Source organism: Acinetobacter sp. ANC 4558 (assembly GCF_002135375.1).
In the GTDB taxonomy this organism is placed as follows: Bacteria; Pseudomonadota; Gammaproteobacteria; order Pseudomonadales; family Moraxellaceae; genus Acinetobacter.
In genome coordinates, this window is the sequence record NZ_NEGH01000002.1 from 353829 (window position 1) to 374167 (window position 20339).

Below are 20339 nucleotides of genomic sequence, written 5' to 3' on the forward strand. Positions count from 1 at the left end.
TTATCAGTGCTGAACAAGACAGTTTCTCTGATTAGTCAGATTATTAGGAACCAAGACTATGGAAACACGCTTAGATCAAACAGCTAAACTTGGAGAGATGAAATGACAAACTTAACTCCAGAACCGAGTTGGGCTGATGTTCGTGAAATAGGAGTAGAATTTGCTACTGGTGGCCCGAATGGCAACATGAATGAACAAGCTAGAGCTTTAGTTGCGAGAACTGAATTCCTAAATGAGGAAAAAGCAAATAAAGATTTCTCTAAAAAAAATAATTACGTGTTACAAGGATATTTAACAAAATTCGAGTTTGTATCATCAAGTAATTCTTATTTAATCAGTCATACTAATTTAATTTTACGACGAGGTGGGGGTCGTGGGTATGTACTTGTCGAAGCTGTCACTGACTTACTTATTCCGGCAAACTGTGCGTATTATATTGATCTAACTGACGTGCCTGTTAGTTCAACAAATCAAACAATTTCAGCACAAATAGCTACAGGTTGGACAAGCGGAAACTATGGAACTGGAGCATTTGTAGATGATTTAAAATATCCGTTAATTGCATGGAATGACAGCCAAAGCCGTGTAGGTGGTTATTTATTTAAGCAGGGACTATATAACGTTATTAAACCAGTCACAGATTATTTAGATTTACGACTGAATGTAAATAATTATGTGTTGCAGGGATATTTAACAAAATTTGAATACTCAGGCAGTAACAGCACATACACAATTAGCCATACAGATTTAATTTTACGACGAGGTGGGGGTCGTGGATATGTAAGAGTTGAAGCAGTAACGGATCTTATTATACCTGCTAATTCTGCATATTATATTGATCTAACTGACGTGCCTGTCAGTTCAACAAATCAAACTATTTCAGCACAAATAGCTACAGGTTGGACTAGTGGAAATTACGGGACTGGTGCTTTCATCAGCGATTTAAGATATCCATTGTTTGCGTGGAATGACGTTAAAGCTCGAATCGGTGGGCGACTAATACAAAATGGTCTTATAGCGACGTTAGATACCAAATTTTCAGATTTAAAAATTCAAGATAGAAAAAATAGTTATGTGGTCTTGGGACGTCTATCAAAAGCAGTTTTCGACTCAACAAACATTCAGTATACGATTTCACACAGTGCTTTTCGTGTTTTTTTAGGTGCTGGACTTGGGATGATTACTGTACAAGCTCAGACAGATTTAATCATTGCAAATAATGCATGCTATTACGTAGATCTCGGCTCTGCAAAAGACGGTGATACGTTAGTTGGTCAAGTTGCTACAGGTTGGACAAGCGGAAACTATGGAACTGGAGCATTTGTAGATGATTTAAAAATTGCAATGTTTACATTTCGCGGAACAGCAGGTACAAGCTATGGCGGTAAACTTGTGCAAAACGGTATGCCGCAGACGAAATTTGATACGTCAAATACAATCAAAGTTGTTAAGACAGAAAATAGATTAGAGTTTTTTATTAAAGGAACTGGCAGTAATTACCTGCGTTACCTAATGAGTTATATCAATAATCCTGCATTAGAACTAACAAATAAGTATGGTCACATTAAAATGTGGCGATTTACGAGAGTTGATGAAGTTAATTCAAGCTTTTTTTCAATTTTAAATAGCATTGTTGGTAACGGTGAAAGTGAACTGGCAATTGCTGGAGGTTGGTCTGATGCTGTTGGAGGATTTCATGGTGATGAAATTCAAACTAAGGATGCTATTTTTATAGCGGACGGTAAGTACTACGCTCAAGACTCAGTATTTAGTGGTGACTTTAAAGAAATTCGCTTTATGCAAGAAACTGATGTATTCATTTGTAATACAGAGACCGTTTTTGCAAAACATATAAAAGATTATATTTTTAATAAAGACGGATTATTCGTTAGACAGCAATTGAAATTCACTCAAACAATCCAACTGACAAATGTTTATTTTGGCATGCTGTGTTGGGGGCGTGTTGTTAGCTCAAAACAAGTCAGTAAAACAGCAATTTATCCAGATCTTACGCTTTTGGACGTAACAACTAATGACTTCACTAGATTGCCAAGATCAATATCAAAAGGAGAATCTATAACACTAACAGGTGATATGGGTTTATCAGCAGAAGTTAAAGTGCTTGATACAAATCTTTATGATTATCATGTTCATATTAGTAATCGTGAACAAGACAACAAGATATATTTTACAGCGACTGAATTTTTTGCAAATGATGAAAATGATAAAGTTTTTGTTGAGTATAAAAAAGGTCAGATTCTAGAATCCACATTGCATTATAAATTGAATACTACGAATTAAACGCCCAACAACCCTATACCCCGACTTTTAATAAAGATCATGGTTTACCCACAGTAGTAGATATTTGGAAGTACTTCCATACTTAAACTTGTTAAATGACATTCAAACTAAGCACAATATCCGTATTGTGCTTTTATTATGGCTAAAAAAGATAAATCTCAGAAACAAGCGTTAGAAACGACTCAAACTGCTGATGTCGCTTGGCTTACTAATCAGTGGCAAGAACACCCAGTAATCGGTTTAACCCCTGCTCGACTGCATCAATTGCTTATCGGTGCTGAACAAGGAAATCTACAGGCACAAGCAGATCTATTCGCAGATATGGAAGAACGAGATGGTCATATTTTTAGTGAAATGGATAAGCGCAAAAAATCTGTTAATAGCCTAGATTGGGGAATAAATCCTCCTAAAAATGCATCAGATCAAGAAAAAAAAATAGCTGAAGAAGTTAAAGAATGGATAGATGAAATCCAAGATTTTGAGATGTTTCTTTTTGATGCAATGGATGCAGTCGGTCATGGTTATAGCTGTCAAGAAATCAAGTGGCAACGCTATGGATCACTTTGGTTGCCTACAAGCTTCCAACATCAGCTTGCACGAAACTTTATGACACCTGTTTCTCAACCTAATGAACTACGTTTAAATACGGGCTTATTAGATGGTGCAGAACTTTGGGATTTTGGTTGGTTTGTTCATTACCATAAAGCAAAATCGGGTTATATCTCTCGATCTGGATTACATCGTGTTTTAACATGGCCTTTCCTTTTCAAGAACTATGGTGTCCGTGATGTTATGGAGTTCTTAGAAATTTATGGCTTACCTATTCGTATTGGTCAATATCCAGAAGGTGCGACAAATGATGAAAAAATGACGCTATTACGTGCTGTCATGAGTATCGGTCGTAATGCTGGAGGAATCATTCCCAAAGGTATGAGTATTGAATTTGAGAATGCAGCCAATGGTGATACAGATAATCATATGGCAGTCATCAAATGGTGTGAACAAACTCAATCTAAAATCATTGTAGGTGGAACACTACTCAGTCAAGCGGATGGTAAAACCAGTACCAATGCTCAAAGTAAAACCCATGAAAATCAATTTGAAGTCATTGCTAAGTCTGATGCTAAACAATTAGCACGTTCTATTAATGACTCACTTGTTACCCATTTAATGCGCTTAAATTATCCTGATATATCATCAGATCGCTATCCTAAGTTCTATTTTGATTTAACAGAAACAGAGGATTTAAAAGCATTTAGTGAGTCAATTAGTGCGCTTGTTGATAATGGAATGAAGATTCCTTTACGTTGGGCACATGAACGTACAGGTATCCCTTTACCAACTGATGATCAGGATGAAATTCTACAAAAGCAGGTTGTTCAATCTAGTCAGACTATTCCTCACCTAGCAGCAAATACTTTTTCACCTCAGCTTCTAACGCAAAAACTAGCAGCAAATAATCGTAATATTCCATTAGAAGATCAGGCAATTCAACTATTGCTGAATGAGCAAATTGAAAGTAGCCAAGCAATATCAGAACAATGGATGTCAGGATTAATCAATAAAATACAGACAGGAAAAGAAGAAGATGTCTTGTTACTTTTATCAGAGTTAAATCCAAATGATGATGAGCCAGCACTTCAAGAAAAGCTAACTCAGCTTATTTTTGCATGTGAAGTATTTGGCCGCTTAAGTATTGAAGCAGAGGTTGAGTAATGCCTACACCGCATAGACCAGAGCTAAATGCCCTATTTCATAAGCCACCGAAAGAGGCAGTTCAGTACTTAAAGAGTAAAGGTTATAAGTTTGGATGGGATTGGCATCAAACATTAGATGATGCCCATAGTCGAGCATTTACCGTTGCTAAAGTTGCAAAACTCGATCTTCTTCAGGACATCAAAAAATCACTCATCACCGCTTTAGAACAAGGCCAAAGCTTTGAAAGGTGGCAAGCTGACATTACCCCCATACTACAAGAAAAAGGTTGGTGGGGTAAAAAGACTGTTGTGAATCCAGCTGGACAAGAACAAGAAGTTCAACTTGGATCTCCAAGACGATTACGCACGATTTATCATACGAATATGCGTTCTGCATTTAGTGCTGGTCGTTATAAAACCATGATTGAGTCTATGGATACACGCCCTTATTGGGAATACCGCCATATTACGATGACTAATTACCGTGAAGAACATAAGGCTTGGAATGGTCGAATTTTAAGGGCAGATGATCCTTTTTGGACAGTTGCCTATCCTCCTTCTAAATTTGGATGCAACTGTCGTGTCATTGCTAGATCAGAAAGGGAAATAGAAGGAAAAGAGATTTTAAGTAGTCAAGGTTATCAAAGCCAATATTCTGAAAAAATTGGTGTAGATAGCTTTACGGGTGCAGATATTTATGCAACTCGACAGCAGTTTGATATCCCGACTAAAGATGGTGTGCTGACTTTTAGTCCAGCCGCTGGCTTTAATAACTCCCCTGCCACCAGTTACACAATAGATCAAGTCCTCACTGAACGGGCACGAAAATATATAGGTGATGCTGAGGGTCTCAAGCAAGTTCAACAAATTTTAACGGCTCCACTTCGTCAAAAATCACATCTAGCCTTTGTTGAAAACACCATAAATTTTAGTAAGGCACAAGGTAAAACCACTACCGTTGGTGTACTTCAGGCGAAAGAGATCACGTTTTTATTGAACAAAGGACAGAGCCTTGAAAGTCCGATCATGATTATTGATGATCGTTTACTCATTGGTAAGAAAGCAAAGCGTCATCAAGAATCTGACAATGCACTGAGCATGAGCGAGTGGCAAGAATTACCGCTTCTTGTTGCCCAGCCTTTGCATGTGCTTTGGGATGCTAAAAATGAAAGTATTCTCTGGATCACTTCAAGTTTAAATACAAATAATCATCAAGAAGTGATTAAATTGGCCGTTCGCCCAATGAATGGCGTAATGCAGATTGTGAGTGTTTTTAAGGTTTCACTCAATTCAATACTTGGCAATGTGAAGTCTGGACTATATGAAACAATTCAAGAAGAGTGAGATGGTGGACGACTTGCACGTCATAATGCCAAGACTGATGTCCCGCAACCTTTCTATTTGGAAACTACCATCTCAAGGATCAGTATAGATTATGAGCATTATACAAATCAACAACCATGAGTTGGTTCAGCGACTTACTCAGGTTGCTACAGGATTGAATCAACCTAAGGAACTGAGTTCAGCGATTGCTGGTAGTTTTTTGACGATTGTCGAGGATAACTTTGATGCTCAAGGTCGCCCAGCTTGGGCAGGACTTAGCCCTGTAACGGAGGCAAGACGTAAATCAGGGAAAATTTTAAATCAATCAGGTCAGCTACGTGACAGCATTCAAACTGAAGCGAGTGATACTGAAGTCAGTATCGGTACATCTGATCCTAAAGCTCCTACACATCAATTTGGAGCAAAGCAAGGCCAGTATGGAAAATCTTCACGTGGTGGCCCTTTACCTTGGGGAAATATTCCTGCTCGACCTTTTATGCCTGTAGATGAAAATGGTAATTTGCAACCCGAAGCAGAGCATTCAATTTATGACGATGTTGATTATTTCTATCGAAGGTTGTTTGATTGATATAAATATAGCGTTAGATAGGCGTTAGATTGTTTTAAATCTGCTTTTAAAATTATTACCGATGAATCTTATAACTTATATTTTAAATCGCTTATAACGAATTACAAAGCCAAATAGAAAAATCATAAAAATAAGGAAGTTCTTCCAACTCTCAACCACTGAATTTTTTTTCATACTCAAAACTCATTAGTTAGATGCAGAAGTATGAACCGCAAACTATTAGTTGCTGCTTGCTCTATGAGCTTGATAGCGCAATCAGAACATTTTGTGATTATACCTGAAGGTGAATTCAAAGGCATTGACGGTCGTCCTACGGATGCACCTGCATGGATTCTAACGCCAGAAAATGGTCAACAAATTGTTGCTGCATTGAATCAACGTACTGTTGCCATGGTGATCGACTATGAACACAGCACTTTAATTGCTAAAGAAAAAGGTGAACCTGCTCCTGCTGCTGGATGGTTACAACCCAGTGGATTTATCTATGTAGAAGGAGTTGGAATATGTAGTACTCAATTTGAATGGACTGATAAAGCAAAGGATTTTATTGAGTCGGATGAATACAAATATATTTCCCCTGTTCTCTTTTATGACAAATCAGGTGCAGTTCTTGGGCTACATAGTGTCGCTTTAACAAATACTCCAAATTTAGACAGCTTACCTGAAGCCAAGCTTGCAGCAGCTGCTCAAGAATTTTTATCAACATCTCAGGATTCAGAAATGAATGAAGAATTATTAGAACGCTTGCGTTGGATGTTGAATCTGCCTATTTCAGCAACCGCTGAAGATATTATTGCAGAACTCAACAAGTTGATTGTTCAACTCAATGAAAAAACAGGTACAGCAATTGCTGCAAATAGTCAAAACTTATTTGATGCAGTGTCTGCAATTGAGAATCTTAAATTAGCTGCAAATGGTCAAAATGAACCAGATCCTATGCTCTACGTTCCAATGGCAGTGCATAAAGAAGCTCTCTCGCAGGCAACGTCAATAAGTGCGAATGCTCAAGCAAAAGAAATTGATGATTTAATCGTTGCTGCTTGTTCAGATGGTCGTCTAACAGGTAAGGCAACAATTGATTGGGTGAAGAATAAAGCGCAATCCAATCCAGACTTTGTTAAATCATATTTAGGCGATTTACCAAAAATTGCAGCACTGAGTCAACAACAAACCCAAACGCTGAATATTACAGCCAACCATCAAAAACAAACCGTAGAAGTAGATGCAACACAAGCAGCTATTGATTCTCAATTCGGTCTATAAGGGGTAAAACAAAATGGCTAGAGCTGATGTGGCGATTGTCACTGAAATGAAAGATGCTGAACTCATTCATATCCCTTTAAAAGCAAATGCAGTTGTATTACATGGCACATTCGCCCTTGTTGATGCAGCAGGTTTAGCTGTTGCCTACAACACAGCGATTGTAGGGACACAAAAATGTTTAGGTGTTTGGGATGCATCATATGACAACACGGGTGGTGCTGATGCTGATCGCTTAGGTCTGGTACGTCGTAAAAAGGCGTTTTTATTTAAAAACTTGTCTTCTGATGCTGTTGTACAAGCGGATATTGGTGCAAGTGTTTATGTTGCTGACAACCAAACTATTGCAAAAACACACAATACTAATGCACGTCCAATTGCAGGTACGTTCTTAGGTTTTGATACTCAATTTACTGATCATGTTTGGGTGGAGATCGCATAATGATTTTTAATGAAACAAATGCACAAACCGTTCTTACAGCGATGTCTACAAGCATTAAAAAAGTTTTTGATGCAGCTTTTGAAGCAGCTGAAAGTAATTGGAATCTAGTCGCTATGGAAGTGCCTAGTAATGGGGCTTCAAACTCATATGCATGGATTGAAAAGTTCCCTCGTCTACGTAAATGGATTGGTGATAAGACTGTTAAACAATTAAAAGGTCATGCTTACACACTCCAAAATGATGACTTTGAAGCGACTGTTGAAATTGATCGTAACGATATTGAAGATGACAATCTTGGTATCTATAAGCCACAAGCTGAAATGGCTGGTGAATCATCAAAACAATGGGCTGATGATCTTGTCTTCCAAACCTTAACAAAAGGTTTTGAAGAAAATTGTTATGACGGTAAAACTTTCTATGCAACAAATCATGTTGTTGGGGATGGAAAAGGATCTAAATCAGTTTCTAATCGTCTAAATGTAGCTTTAAGTATTGAATCTACAGCAGCTGCAAAAGCAAGTTATGGTACTGCACGAACCATGCTTAAAAGTATTAAAGATGATGAAGGTCGTCCTTTAAATCTTAAAGGTACGTTATTAGTTGTCCCTCCAGCACTTGAGGATGTAGCCAATGCGTTAATGACCAATGAAAGACTCGAAGATGGAAAACCTAATCCATATAAAGGTACAGCAAAAGTCTTAGTATGTGGTTGGTTAGCAACTGATACTGAATGGCATTTGTTGGATACAAGCAAAGCTGTGAAGCCAATTATCTTCCAACCACGAAAAAAACCTGTATTTGTTCAGCAAACTGATACGTCAAGCGATGCAGTATTTATGCGTAAAAAGTTTAAGTTTGGTGCGGAAGCTCGTGGTGCAGCTGGCTATGGTTTATGGCAAATGGCTGTCGGTTCAACTGGCGTATAAGGACTTAGAATATGTTTGCAACCGTTCAGTCTATGCTTGAAAAATTTGGTGAACGTGAGTTGATTCAACTTACAGATACACAAGAACCCTATACCGATCAAATTAATTTGATAAAGATGCAAGCTGCGCTTGATGAAGCGAATAGTGAAATCGAGGGTTATATTGCAGGTCGCTATTCTTTACCGTTGCAAACTATTCCCCCTTTTCTTCAATCCTTAGCGTGCCATATGGCACGTTACCATGCCTGCACTGGGGCAATGTCTGATAATGATCCAATTAGAACACGATATGAAAATGCCATTAAATCTTTGAAAGAAATTTCAAAAGGAGCGATTGCGCTAGGTGGCTCACCTGCTGGCGAAAGTGAACCTTTAAAAACTGCCAACAATAGTGTTGTGATGACGATTGGTCGGCATGATTTTGGAGGAAAAGGATGGTGAATCTTGATCTAGGCACGATTGAACAAGCCATCAAAGCAGCAATGGCTGAACAAATTAAAAATGGGCACTGGCGTTGGGTGAAAGAAATCAAAACATATGGTGGTGAATTTGATGATGACCTACTAGAGATCGTCAAGATTTTTCCTGCAATTTGGATTTCATTTGTTGGCTCTGGATCACCAGAGAAAATCAGCTATAACAAAATACAGTACCCTATTACATTTGTTGTTTTAGTTGGCTCAAGATCAGTCAGAAATGAAGAGTCACGTCGTCATGGTGCTGGTACTGATATTGGTACTTATACCATGCTGAAAAATGTTCAAGAACTTCTGATTGAAAATGATTTGTCATCTCAAAATATCCAAGGCCTAGCACCGTTAAAGCTCGGTAAGACCAAAACCATTTTTAACACCAAAACTCGTGGTCAATCTATCAGTGTCTTATCTCAAGAATTTACCACTCAATATGTGATTACAGCATCTGAAAGAGATAGAGAAGAAGCACTTACCGATACCATCATTGAAAGAATTAATTTTGACTATGTCTTTGAACAATCAGGTGTACCTATTGCAAGTGATTTAGTTGAATTAAAAGAAGGAAACTAATATGTCATCAAGCGTTCAAGCAGGTATTCGTACTCCTGGTATTTATACTGCTGTTAATATTAATACACAACGAACAGGCTTAATTCCAAATGAACAAAAGGTTTTATTTGTAACCAGTGATAGTGCTGCGTTAGATCAGCCGATTGCGATTTATGATACTGCTGATGCCGATGAAAAAATCGGTACAAATAGTAAAGTCACTCGAATGATTAAAGCAGCTGTAAAAACCAATCGTTTGGTTGATGCTTATGCCTTGCCTATCATTATTGATAAAACAGTACCAGCTTCGCCAATTGCAGATATTGATGCAACTTTAGAAATCATTGAGCCGTTAGGATTTACCATCCTTGCTACAGATAAAGCACCTGAATCACTTGATACTGTATCTGCATGGATTGATCATCTCAACTTTGTGAGTGACGCAATTGAGCAACGCCCTGCGATTTTAGTGGTTCCTTTTACAGATATCGACGAAGCCATCGCTTTTACAGCACAAGCACCTGTTGAAACAAGCTATCGAGTGATTGCGACTTGCTATCATGGTGCTACAGGTCAAGAGGCTGAAATTTCGGGTGCAATGGCTGCTGCACTTGCTGATTCTAATGACCCTGCTGTCCCATTTAACGGAGTTAATCTCGGTGGTGTTTCACCTGTTGAGAATAAGTATAAACTCACCTTTGAACGCCAAGAACGAGCATTAAAAGCTGGCGTATGTGTCATCGCAACAGGTGCAGATGGTAATCCTGAAATCATACGTGCTGTTTCAACTTTCCGTAAAAATCCAGATACGGGTTTAGCTGATGACATTATGTTAGATATTAATGGTGCTTTAGTTATTGATTATGTACGTAAGGTAATGCGTACTGCTGCATCTAAAGAACGTCGTCGTAAAAATACAGCCGCACAACGTCGGAATCTACGTTCAATCTTTTTAGCTGAAGCTAAGAAATTAGATGATGCTGAGATTTTACAAAATGTTCAAGAAACAGCAGATCAACTTGTTGTAGAGCAAGATGATACTGATCGATATCGTGTTAATGCAACCATTCCTGCTGATTGGGTACGGGGTATGCATATTGTGGCTGCAACTTTAAATGTCTACTGAGTTTTTATAATTCAATTTCCCCCTTAATTGGGGGATTTTTTTTGGAAGTAGTTCCGCATCATCTTCTCGTACAATTGTGCAAAATTAAGTCATCTTTAATAAGAGGCTTAAATAATGGCTGAAGTAGCTGTTGGAGCAATCGTACTCATTGTCGATGGCAATGAGTATGATTGTATTAGTTGCGAAGCACAAAAAGGCACTGGTCGTAAGCCTATCGCAACAATGAATCGTAAACGTGAAAATAAATATCGAACTCAAGGGGTTAAATCTTATTCCCTCAATGTCACTGTTGTCATTCCAAATGGTAAAGACACAATTGACTGGGATAATATCGAAGATGCTCGTATTACCGTTGAAAATCCTGAAGGTGGTTTTCGAGAAACCTATTTAGATTGTAGTTCAACTGAAGTAAGTGACTCTTTTTCTGTTGAGGGTGAAACTCGTCGTAGTTTATCTATGTTTGCACTTAGCATGATGAAGGAAACCATGTAATGGATCGCATATATGTCGAAGGTGAATTACCTGTTGCACTCAAGCTGATTGTAGGTCAAACAGAACATGCCATCAAAAAAGTGATGATGCGGCAAATGACAGCAATTGAATATGTTCAGTCACAAGCTGCATTAGAACCTGATTGCTATATCGGTATTGCAGATGTGGCTGCGATGACCAAGTTAATCGATGAAGATAATCATGAACACATCATCACTTATGACATGTTAGGAAATTCTAGTCGTTCAAACTTAGACTACTTAAATAAATTAAAAAATCAGCTTGAGGCAAAGGAGAAAGCCGAGAGCTAAAGCGGAGGGCACGATTAATTCGTGCTCTCATGCATATTGGAATCCCTTATGCAGATGCCTTGCAAATGCCATTGTATTTAGCAGTGGCATTACTTAGTGATGAGCGGCCAGAGAATAATACTCATCAAAATACAACCAAAGAACCTAATATCTCATCATCAAGACCACAGCATTCATCTGAAAATGTGAAGAAATATGTTTCTACAGTAAGACGAAATTCAGGAAAATAAGATCATGAGCACTAAAAATACGACTGTATCCCTTACCCTGCAAATCAAAGGTACAGCTGGTCAGGAATTAAAGCGTATTTCTGATGATCAAGTCCGCTCTACATTAAAACTCAATCAACAATGGACGCAAGTTCAAAGTACTCAAACGAAATTTACGCAAACTGCAAAAGCAGGTCATCAAGCAGTACTTTCAACTGCTCGTGTAGGTGATCAATTACTAAGAACTAATCGAATGCTTGATGGGGTGTTACGCCAACAATCATCACAAACCAAATTACAATCACAGCAACTAAAAAACCAAGCAACATCAGCAAAAAACATCGCTGACTCTATGAGAAAAGTTGAACAATCAAGTCGAAAAACGACACAAGAATCTGGACTTACAGTATCTAATTGGCAAAAAGTCGCAGCATTAGGCGGTGCTGCTATTGCTGGTGGAGCTGTCGTCTCAAGTGCTCTTCAAAAACCTCGTGACTACCAACAACTTATGACTTATATCACCTCTACTGCTACTGGTGGTCAAGGATTGAGTACTGCTCAACGTCAGGATCAAGGAAATTTACTTCACCAATATGTAAAAGATGCTGTTCGTAATGGTGGGGGTACACGTGAAGATGCAGCAGCAGCTTTAAATGAATTAATTGCTTCAGGTAAGTATGATGTTTCCGATGTTGCACCTGCTCTAAATGCATCTACACGAACAGCGTTTGCAGCAGGTGCTGATAGCGTTGATGCTGCCAAAATGACACTGGCAATGCAGAACTTTGATGTAAAAGACTTATCACTTGCTCAAGATAGAGCACTCAGAGCTGGGCAAGTTGGCTCATTTGAATATAAGGATATGGCTAAATTTCTACCAGAACAAATGGCAATGGCTCGTGCCTCTGGTTACAGTGGAGATGATGGACTCGTTAAACTACTAGCACTGAACCAAATTGCAAAAACTACTGCATCTGATAGTGCTACAGCTGGAAATAACGTTGTGAACTTACTGCAAAAACTGTCTAGCCGAGAGTTTAGCGATTCAATGGCAAAATCAGTAGAAAATACGCAAGGTTTACCGACAAAAGGAATAAAAAATAAAAAAGGGAAAATTGTTGGTCAAGAATTTGACTGGTCAACGTACTCCATTCAGCAACGTGAAAAAGGTGTTTATGGTGTAGAAGCATTTGTGCAAATTTTAGAGCGTCAATTAGCAGGTAATGCCCAATATACAAACCTACAGAAACAAGTTCAAAATGCTAAAACAAATGAAGAACGGAAATCTTTACTTTCTGATATGAGCAATATTGCGATGGGATCTGAAATGGGTCAAATTATTGCAGATCGACAAGCATTAATGGCGGCTATGGCAGCCGTCTATAATAAGAATGAAACTAAAGTCCTTGAAGGGAAAATTAGCAATGCCAAAGGTACAGTATCTAACGAGTTAGATTATGTGAAAACTCAAGAATGGGTAAAAGATCAGGCGATGAATCAAGAGAAGCTATTTTCTCAATCAAAAGCCTATGATGCTGTATCCGAATCATTAGGCAACGTTAAAGATAGTATTACTGAATGGGCACAACAAAACGAAGCTTTAGCAGCCTCAGCATATGGAGCATCTGTCGCATTAGCAGCTGTCGCTACAGCTGGCGCAGTAGGTACACTTCTTGGTGGTAAAGGCGGTACTATAAAGAATAAAGTTGGTGGTGGCTTGGCAACTGCAACAAATGCAGCAGCACCGATTGCTAAAACTGTTGGTGTTGCGGCAGCAGCATATACAGGCTATGAACTCTTCAAACCTGTAGATGATTATTTATATGGAAAAATTTCTAAACTTTTTGGGGGTTTTGGTGATCGACCAGACTTTTTACAACAAGCGATTGATAAAAATATTGAGCAACAAAATCAAAAAAATAATGAATTAATCGCAAAACAAGAACAAAGTAATCAGTACAGTAGAGAGCTAATCAGTAATATCAAAACATTAATTGGTGTTACTCAGAATAATAAACCCATCATTAATTTTCCTATGCCGACCATACAACAATCAATATTAGGTACTCCTGCTCAAGAGGAAAATAGACACGGTGCAATTCCACCATTTTTACAACGTAAGTAAGGAAATCATTCCCAGATTCATGATGCCCAATTATTGAAAAAATAATATTTCTCATATTTATGGAATAAGATCATGCCTGTAAAAGATAGCCGTTTAATTGTAGAAATTAATGGTGAAGTCGTTTTTTCACAATTTGATATAGAAGGTCAAACAGGTGGTGTAAACACCCTAGATTATGATGTTTTATCTCAAGTAAAAACTTTATTAGAAAATGCCATTGGCTTCATTGATCTATGCCCTATTCATAGATCAGAAAAAGCCCCCTTATAAGGAAACTTTTCCACATCAATTTAATGCACCTTTATCTAATAATCACCTCACAATACGTGGGGTTTTTTTATGGCTTGGGAAAACGAATTACAGGATGCAAGTTTTAGAGGTGTACTTTTCGAATGTATTAGTACTGATGACACGCATTCTAAAACTTTAGCAATTCATCAATCCCCTTATTCAGATGATGCTGAAATTGAAGATATGGGTAATGATCCACGTAAGATTTCAATCCAAGCTGTATTTGCTGGGGACTCCTATCTTTCAGACTATTACAAATTGGAAGCAGCATTAAATGAACGAGGCTCTGGTGAACTGATTCATCCAATTTTCGGGATAATGAATGTTCAAGTTATTAATCATACAGTACGTCATGATGAACAAAATTATGATAGTTGCATGATATCGATTGAATTCATCAAGGCCAAAACTGAAAAAAAAGAAGTCTTTTTAGATACTGAACTTACTGAAGAAATTGACTTAGAAAGTGTTTTAACCAACCCCACAACAGCGTTAGATTTAGCATTAGAAAAGTTAAAAATACTCGATAACAATAAATTCGTATCAACCATCAATAACATTCGTACCAGTCTACAAAATGTTTATAAACACATGGGGATTGGAAAGGGATTTATTGAAAATATTCTATCACCACATACTTGGGCTGTCGGTCTAATTGATGACATTACTAATATTTTATCATTTGATACGAATATTTCAGCAATGTCCAAATGGCGTGATCTGAATAATCGAACTAAAACAATTAGCTCTTTTTTTGATTCGGATGACGATACACCCAATGAAGTCAAGGATTTAGCAACGACATTAAATACGGTCAGTTCAATAGCAGTAACACAATCTGTCATTAAAAACACTCAGCGTGAAATGACTGAAAATAAAACCAATACATCTAGCAATAATACATCCTCAGACACTTCAAACACATCCAATAAAGAAACAAGCCTAACAGCGGAAGATTTAGCTGTTGTTCGTCAGCAAAGTCGTAATGCGATTAATGAGCTAATCAGCTATGAAAGATCAAAAATCAATAGTATGGAAGCTGTTGCTCAAGTTAAGGAATTAAAAACATTAGCTGATCAAGTTCATCTACAAATTCAGGCTCTCATAGACATTCGACCAAATTTAACCAAAACCACAATATTAGTCCCTTGTACGGTACATTGGCTTGCACATTATTTATATGAGGATATGAGTCGTGCATCTGAAATTAGACGCTTAAATCCATTGATTCGAAATCATTCTTTACTTGAAAATGGAATGGAGGTAGCCGTCTATGCAAGATGAGGAAAAAGTCATTCGTTTAGTCATTGGCGGTGTTGAAATTAGGTCATGGGACAGTGCCTCTATTGATTCCTCAATAGATACACCAGCTGATAGTTGGAGTTTTTCTTTATTTAGCGAACAAGACTTATCACTTCCTGATTCAGTTAGAGCAGGAGCAAAAGTTCAAGCCTATTATGGTGATGAACTTATTCTAACGAGTGTTGCAGATGCAGTGAATGAGAGTTGTGATCGATCTGGTTACGGGCTAAAAATTTCAGGACGTGATTTGGCTGGACAGCTCATTGATTGTTCTGTTCCTATCTTCAATGGTCGTCAAGTCAATCTTGATGTATTGCTCAATCAATATGTATTAGGTGGTGAGCTAAAATCACTATTCCCTAAAATGCAAATTCAAAATAATGCATGGCTCAAGAATAAAGTTTCTGTTGAGCCTGGTGAATCACTCTGGGATGCAATTACCAAAGCTGCAATGGTAACAGGTCAACACGTATGGCTAGATCCTGATGGAACAATTCGTGTCGGTGATCCATTTGCTTCACCTATTTTGGTGAAAACTGCCTTAAAACTTCACCGTGATGGTTTAGAAAATAATGTATTGGATGCCAGTTATGATGAGGATATTTCTAACGTCTTTTCTGATATTCGTCTTCTTAGCCAAGATTCAAAAGCACAAAATATTCTTTCCTCTACCAAGGCAGAAACGCAGTTTAATTTTAATCGACTTAAATTAATTACCCTTCCAGATGCAGAAACTAAAAGTGAAGCAGATGCAGCGTTAGAAAAGATAAAAAAGGATAACAACTTACAAGCCTACGCCTTGATGATTAACACGTCTGGATGGGATATAGATAACAGAATCTGGGCAACAGGTATGTATCTTAATTTTGAAACAGACCGTCTAAATCGAGCTACAGCAAAATGGGCTGTTTACGGTCGAAAGTTCACGTTTTCACGTATGGCAGGGAAAAGAACAACACTTAAACTTCATCGGCAAGGCGACTGGGCACAACCTTTAAAACATAAGGAAAAAACAAAACCTATTGCGAAAAAGTCGAAGAGTAAAACATCAACTTCTAAGGTCAATACCAATGAGTAATATGGTCGGTGCAATTCGGTCTCAAGTTGCCAAAGGACTTGGACAAGTACGTCAAGCATTTTTTGGAATTGTGGCTCGTGGCAGTTCCAAAGCTTTACAGCTAACAGGTTTCGCAGATGAAACATTACAAGAAGTTGAAATTATTCAACAGGTCGGCTTCTCTTCATTCATACCTAAGAATGCAAAAGTTGTGGTCATTCCATTAAATGGAAAAACAGCCAAATCTGTTGTTGTGGCAACATCTAATGGTGCAATTTCAATCGAAGTTGGTGAAGGTGAAACCTGTATCTATGATCAACATGGTCATAGCGTTTGGCTTAAAGCAGATGGTACTCATGTTAGCAGTGACTTATTTGTGGATGGAAAAATTATAGCGACACAAGATATTCAATCTACAAGTGGCGATATTTCTGATCAGACAGGGAGTATAGAGAAAATGCGTCAAACCTATAACGTCCATACTGGTCATGGCAGTGGTGGTACACCATCACAACAAATGTGAGTTTGCTATGGGAATCATAACTGCTGAATCAAACAAAGACTACATTCTAAAGAGTCTTGATGATGTCTTTACCCAAGATGAAGTTCAATGTGTTTATAACCGTTTAAGTATTGAACGATACCAATATTGGGCAAATACAAATTTAGGAAGCCGACTATATCTCTTAAAGCGTTCAAAAGATGTAAAGCGTAATCACTTACTGGCAAAACAATATGCTGAGGAAGCCCTTGCAGACTTGATTCCACGTCGTTTTGAAAGTTTAGAAGTTACAGTTCAGCAAAATGAAACTGGCCGCATAGAACTATTAATTGAAATAACACGCCTGAATGGTCAAATCGGCAAAATATTATATTTTGTACCCGTTGGAGGATAACGTATGTACCCAATTCCATCATTTAATAAACTTTATCTTACGATTGTTCAAGAAATACGGAGCTTAACGGGTCTAACCATTACAGATGATAGTGATGCTGGTATTCGCGCATCAGGCACAGTCGCCATTGTTGAGGGCTTATATCATCAACAGCAATATATTCAAAAACAATTATTTGTTGCAACTGCCGATGAGCCATTTTTATATATTCATGCTGAAGAAATTGGACTTCCTCGACAAGGTGGTACTTTTGCATCTGGTCAAATTCAAGCAATCGCAAATGAAAACCTAAGTATCGTTGCAGGCCATAAATTAACAAATGGTAAAGGCTATTACTGGACAGTTGTTGAAGATATTCTTTTACAAGAGGATATTCAAACTGTAGTCAGCGTTGTTGCCGATCAAGCAGGTACATCATGGAACATGACGGATGGCTCACTCCTTTGGGTCAGTCCACCAGCTGGTCTTGATGGTTCAGCCACTGTTATATCGATTGGTGGAGGCACTGATCAAGAGCAGTTAGAAGTTTGGCGTTTACGATTACTAGAAAGAAAACGTTTAGGGGAATATAAAGATCGTCGTGATGATATTGAATTTATGGCACGTTCAACAGGTGATGTAGAGCATGTCTATCATTACCCTAAACGACGAGGTTTAGGCTCTTATGATATTGGTATAACAGCAAAAGGTACACCTCCAACTGTCCCCTCGCCTGACTTGCTTCAGGAAGTACAAAGTATCATGGATGCATATATTGGTGATCTTACGGATTGTCGGGTATTCAGTCCTACTCCACAGCTTGTGAATATCAGCGTTGTACTCACTGGCGGTAACATTGAGGATGTTAAAGAGCTTATTAACAATTATTTTGCTGAATTAGCACCGTCAGATCCTTATCAATATGCGATTCTATTATCACGAATCATATCCATTGGTGGCGTAACAGATGCCACTCTCACACCTAACTTCAATATTGTTCCTGAAGTAACTTGGCAGCATTTATATTGGTTGCGTCTTGGTAGTTTGGAGATTTCTAACGCATGATGAATCTCCAAAAACAAACTGAAAAATATACAGGGGTACTCCTTCAATTATTACCTCAAGGCTTGTATGACAATGCTTTAGGAACAAATATCGCTAAAGACATACAAGCACATGCAAAAGTATTAGCTCAAGCCGATTATGATGCTCAACAACTTTTGGAAATAATTCCAAGTGTACAACCTGAACTAATCGAAGAATATGAGGTAGATTTCGGCTTACCCCTAAAATGTACTTTATCAACGACACGTCCTATTGAAGAACGTATTCGTATGGTGAAGTGGGTTCAAACTAAATTACGTGGTCTGGAATATTATCGTGAACTTTTTTCATTCTATGGAATTGAGTTAGTTGACTATATCAAGCCCAAACCATTGCAATGTATTCAAAGCTGTAATGTACCAGTCAATACAGAGCTATTAAGATTCAAGATTAAGTTAATTGTCTATAACCCCGAATCTATAGATACGGAATGTATTATTAATAGTTACTTTCCTGCATTTTTTGAAGTTAATGTCATTAAAGAATCCTTTACTGGATTCCTTTTAGATGGCACAACAAAATTAGATGGAACAACTAAATTTGGACGGATTAAATGACACATACAATCCCACAACAACGTTGGGCTGATGTTCGTGAAATAGGGATAAAGTTTGAGACTGATGGCTCTGATGGGGATATAACAGAGCAAACAATAGATGACACAGAGGTTTAAATGAAACGTATTGATACAACTAATGTTCGTGAAAACCTCTTTGGTGCAGGTAAGCATGGTTTTCATGATAATGCTGATTTACCAGGACACGATGCAACATATTTAAGCCCAGAGTGGTTTAATAACGTTCAAGAGGAATTATGCAACCTTTTAGAATTAAATGGTATTTCACTAGATACAACCTCAAAAAGACAAATCTATGACCTCTTAACTACACAAGTTGATCTAGAAGCTCTAGCTAGTGAAATTGAAACTAATTTCATTCGTAAGAACCAAATTGTTGATGACTTAACAACAAGTGATGCAACTAAGCCAGTTTCTGCAAAACAAGCAAAATATTTACAAGATAATAAATTAAATAAAGAAGATCTAAAAGATTCAACCACTACACAAAAAGGTGTTGTTCAACTCAACAATACGTTAAACAGTAACAGTACTGCTCAAGCTCTAACTGCTATTCAAGGTAAAATTTTAAATGATCAGGCTTTTGGTATAAGGCAAACTTGGAAAGATATGTCATCAAATCGTGTATTAGGAACTACATACACAAATACATCAGGAAAGCCGATTCAACTATATGTATCAACATTTAATACAAGATCTGGTGTATCTGCTGAGGGGTTGAATGTAACTATTGATGGTGTAGCAATGTTGTTTCAGAGCGGTGGTCTTGATGTCGATGGTGCTGTAAAAGAAGCATCTGCTAATATTGTCATACCAATCGGCTCAACATACTTAGTTACATCTTTAACGAATGGGACTAAACGAATGTGGTGGGAGTTATCATAATGCAAAAATATCTTAAAAAAGATTTATCAGAATCACCACGATACTTTGAAGATGATATTAATATCAGGGATTGGATTGATTTAAATGAATATCGTTTAATGACAGAAGATGAAATTGATCGTCATGAAAACCCTATTAAATATTGGACACAAGAACAAATTGTAGACTATGAGCGTAGTTTTTTACCACCACTAACTAAACGCCAGTTCTCCTTATATCTTTTTGATATTGGTAAATATGATCTAGTAATGAATGCTTTAAATACCAACCCACGGTTTAAAATTGAATTCGATACAGTTTCAACTATTGAACGCAGCAGTCCAATAGTAAGTACTATGGGACAAATACTAGAGTGGGATGATCTTGTAATTGATGAAAAATGGAAACAGGCTATAGAACTTTAGTGCAAAATAACTGCAAATA

At 37.6% G+C, this 20339-nt stretch carries 23 protein-coding genes; all 23 read left to right on the forward strand.

Annotated features, from left to right (window positions below; genetic code table 11):
* Window positions 1–102: 102 nt before the first annotated feature.
* Window positions 103–2301 (forward strand): hypothetical protein, encoded by a 2199-nt coding sequence (locus tag B9T31_RS04125; protein WP_086180693.1) that lies wholly within the window; start codon window positions 103–105, stop codon window positions 2299–2301.
* 138 nt (window positions 2302–2439) lie between these two features.
* On the forward strand, window positions 2440–4017 hold the full coding sequence (locus B9T31_RS04130) for a DUF935 domain-containing protein (RefSeq protein ID WP_086180694.1): 1578 nt from the start codon (window positions 2440–2442) through the stop codon (window positions 4015–4017).
* Window positions 4017–5342 (forward strand): phage minor head protein, encoded by a 1326-nt coding sequence (locus tag B9T31_RS04135; protein ID WP_086180695.1) that lies wholly within the window; start codon window positions 4017–4019, stop codon window positions 5340–5342. The genes B9T31_RS04130 and B9T31_RS04135 overlap by 1 nt, the downstream gene beginning before the upstream one ends.
* Before the next feature lie 91 nt (window positions 5343–5433).
* Window positions 5434–5910 carry a phage virion morphogenesis protein gene (locus B9T31_RS04140; protein WP_086180696.1) on the forward strand — a complete coding sequence of 159 codons (477 nt, stop codon included), beginning with the start codon at window positions 5434–5436 and terminating at the stop codon, window positions 5908–5910.
* A 204-nt stretch (window positions 5911–6114) separates the two neighbouring features.
* Complete coding sequence (locus tag B9T31_RS04145; protein ID WP_086180697.1) at window positions 6115–7173, forward strand: phage protease; 1059 nt, start codon at window positions 6115–6117, stop codon at window positions 7171–7173.
* A 13-nt stretch (window positions 7174–7186) separates the two neighbouring features.
* Window positions 7187–7612: a hypothetical protein gene (locus tag B9T31_RS04150; protein WP_086180698.1), complete on the forward strand. Its 426-nt coding sequence runs from the start codon at window positions 7187–7189 to the stop codon at window positions 7610–7612.
* Window positions 7612–8538 carry a Mu-like prophage major head subunit gpT family protein gene (locus B9T31_RS04155; RefSeq protein ID WP_086180699.1) on the forward strand — a complete coding sequence of 309 codons (927 nt, stop codon included), beginning with the start codon at window positions 7612–7614 and terminating at the stop codon, window positions 8536–8538. Before B9T31_RS04150 ends, B9T31_RS04155 begins: the two co-directional genes overlap by 1 nt.
* 11 nt (window positions 8539–8549) lie before the next feature.
* Complete coding sequence (locus tag B9T31_RS04160) at window positions 8550–8978, forward strand: gp436 family protein (RefSeq protein ID WP_086180700.1); 429 nt, start codon at window positions 8550–8552, stop codon at window positions 8976–8978.
* The gene (locus B9T31_RS04165; protein ID WP_086180701.1) at window positions 8972–9583 is read left to right on the forward strand and encodes a phage protein Gp37; all 612 of its coding nucleotides are present in this window, start codon (window positions 8972–8974) and stop codon (window positions 9581–9583) included. Before B9T31_RS04160 ends, B9T31_RS04165 begins: the two co-directional genes overlap by 7 nt.
* Window positions 9584–9884: 301 nt before the next feature.
* Window positions 9885–10688, forward strand: a complete 804-nt coding sequence (locus B9T31_RS04170; protein WP_416202518.1) for a phage tail sheath C-terminal domain-containing protein — start codon at window positions 9885–9887, stop codon at window positions 10686–10688.
* Window positions 10689–10802: 114 nt separating this feature from the next.
* Window positions 10803–11180: a hypothetical protein gene (locus B9T31_RS04175; protein ID WP_086180702.1), complete on the forward strand. Its 378-nt coding sequence runs from the start codon at window positions 10803–10805 to the stop codon at window positions 11178–11180.
* Complete coding sequence (locus B9T31_RS04180; RefSeq protein ID WP_086180703.1) at window positions 11180–11491, forward strand: hypothetical protein; 312 nt, start codon at window positions 11180–11182, stop codon at window positions 11489–11491. The genes B9T31_RS04175 and B9T31_RS04180 overlap by 1 nt, the downstream gene beginning before the upstream one ends.
* Window positions 11492–11520: 29 nt before the next feature.
* The gene (locus B9T31_RS04185; RefSeq protein WP_086180704.1) at window positions 11521–11721 is read left to right on the forward strand and encodes a hypothetical protein; all 201 of its coding nucleotides are present in this window, start codon (window positions 11521–11523) and stop codon (window positions 11719–11721) included.
* A 4-nt stretch (window positions 11722–11725) separates the two neighbouring features.
* Window positions 11726–13825 carry a phage tail tape measure protein gene (locus B9T31_RS04190; RefSeq protein ID WP_086180705.1) on the forward strand — a complete coding sequence of 700 codons (2100 nt, stop codon included), beginning with the start codon at window positions 11726–11728 and terminating at the stop codon, window positions 13823–13825.
* Between the two features lie 72 nt (window positions 13826–13897).
* Window positions 13898–14095 carry a hypothetical protein gene (locus tag B9T31_RS04195; protein ID WP_086180706.1) on the forward strand — a complete coding sequence of 66 codons (198 nt, stop codon included), beginning with the start codon at window positions 13898–13900 and terminating at the stop codon, window positions 14093–14095.
* A gap of 69 nt (window positions 14096–14164) precedes the next feature.
* A complete protein-coding gene (locus B9T31_RS04200) occupies window positions 14165–15400 on the forward strand; it encodes a DNA circularization protein (protein WP_086180707.1) in 1236 nt (411 codons plus the stop codon).
* Window positions 15390–16496 (forward strand): phage baseplate assembly protein, encoded by a 1107-nt coding sequence (locus B9T31_RS04205; RefSeq protein ID WP_086180708.1) that lies wholly within the window; start codon window positions 15390–15392, stop codon window positions 16494–16496. The genes B9T31_RS04200 and B9T31_RS04205 overlap by 11 nt, the downstream gene beginning before the upstream one ends.
* Before the next feature lies 1 nt (window position 16497).
* On the forward strand, window positions 16498–16998 hold the full coding sequence (locus B9T31_RS04210) for a phage baseplate assembly protein domain-containing protein (protein WP_086180709.1): 501 nt from the start codon (window positions 16498–16500) through the stop codon (window positions 16996–16998).
* Window positions 16999–17005: 7 nt separating this feature from the next.
* Entirely contained in the window at window positions 17006–17371 is a 366-nt protein-coding gene (locus B9T31_RS04215; RefSeq protein WP_086180710.1) for a phage GP46 family protein, read from the forward strand.
* Between the two features lie 3 nt (window positions 17372–17374).
* Window positions 17375–18415, forward strand: coding sequence for a baseplate J/gp47 family protein (locus B9T31_RS04220; protein WP_086180711.1), 1041 nt, complete (start codon window positions 17375–17377; stop codon window positions 18413–18415).
* Window positions 18412–19011, forward strand: coding sequence for a hypothetical protein (locus B9T31_RS04225; protein WP_213033216.1), 600 nt, complete (start codon window positions 18412–18414; stop codon window positions 19009–19011). The genes B9T31_RS04220 and B9T31_RS04225 overlap by 4 nt, the downstream gene beginning before the upstream one ends.
* Before the next feature lie 116 nt (window positions 19012–19127).
* Entirely contained in the window at window positions 19128–19916 is a 789-nt protein-coding gene (locus B9T31_RS04230; protein WP_086180712.1) for a phage tail protein, read from the forward strand.
* Window positions 19916–20320 carry a hypothetical protein gene (locus B9T31_RS04235; protein WP_086180713.1) on the forward strand — a complete coding sequence of 135 codons (405 nt, stop codon included), beginning with the start codon at window positions 19916–19918 and terminating at the stop codon, window positions 20318–20320. The genes B9T31_RS04230 and B9T31_RS04235 overlap by 1 nt, the downstream gene beginning before the upstream one ends.
* Window positions 20321–20339: the final 19 nt, after the last annotated feature.